General features: G+C 30.1%; 1 protein-coding gene. It reads left to right on the top strand.

Annotated features, from left to right (window positions below; genetic code table 11):
* On the top strand, positions 1 to 153 hold a 153-nt coding region (locus EQ827_RS08755; RefSeq protein ID WP_181190592.1), incomplete at its 5' end, for a carboxymuconolactone decarboxylase family protein.
* Between the last annotated feature and the right edge of the window lie 1,024 nt (positions 154 to 1,177).

The raw sequence follows: 1,177 nt of genomic DNA, 5'->3' as shown, positions 1-1,177 counted from the left end.
TCACATGTTAAGAGTAATTTACAAAACGGCGTGACAATGGAAGAATTAGCTGAAGTTGTAAATGTTGCAATTTTAATGGGTGGCGGTCCATCAACAGTTTATGGCGCCAAAGCTTTATCCATCGCTAAATATTTACAAGAGCAAGATAATTAATGTGATATTTTTTAGTAAATTTTATTTAGAATTGAAAGATTACAAGTTTAATCCGAATAAGATTTAAAAGCTTCAAAGGTACACGATAATTGTATAACTTTAATAGCAGATTATTAATTAGTTCGATAGCGTCCAGAACTTTATCGATAGTCACCTGGATAAAGCTAGTTTTCTTGGGAAATATCAGCGCAGTTTACGTTCAAAATACTCTTTGCTGTCTAGTTCTTAAGGTAAATAAGGATGACAGAAATAAGTAGTTAAATCCTAGCGCCATTATAAGTTTTTATATTGTGTAGTCCGATCTGAGGCTTTCATAGTTGCAAATAAGCGACTATAACGTTTCACCAAGGTTACTAAAATTCCTTGCTCTGCCCACTACTGGATAAAAACGTATTTATGTACTCAATGACCAAACTTTTTACTTTGATTGATCGTTGCAGTTCGTTGTTCAATACTAGTGCAAGTTTGATATTGTCTACGCTTCTATTGGGTGCATTCATTACAATTACATATAAATAGTGGACTTGGCTCTGCCAAATGCTTCAGCAATTTGTTGTGGTGTTTTGCATTGTTTTGGTAAAAGTTCTATCCTATCTCGATCAAACCTGAACAAAGTAGTAGTGCTCAAATTAATTCCTGTGTTGTAACTATCATCGTTAAGGAATTAATTTGGGTTTTTTAGTTTAGTGATATTTGGGTTAATTATGGAATCTGGGTTATAAAATAATTATTTAGATCTTAGTTGATAAATTGTTAAGTTGATGAAGAGAAAATATTCCAGTTATATTGGTCTGTGTACTATTAGCGACAAAAAGATCCTCTTTAGAATAGCACTTAAAACGTTCAGGTTTATTTACGTATAATATTTGGTATTCACAAATATTAAAACTAATTCCATATCACATGATTGTACTATTATTTAAAAAAAAATAAAAAAAGTATTTAATTTTTATTTTTTACTTAATTTAATAATGATACGTTTTTATGTATTTTGAATACATATGTATTTATAATGGTTGATGCT

Origin of the sequence: Bombilactobacillus bombi (assembly GCF_013607485.1) — a bacterium.
GTDB classification, from domain to species: domain Bacteria; phylum Bacillota; class Bacilli; order Lactobacillales; family Lactobacillaceae; genus Bombilactobacillus; species Bombilactobacillus bombi_A.
This window is presented reverse-complemented; position numbering and strand designations above follow the sequence as displayed.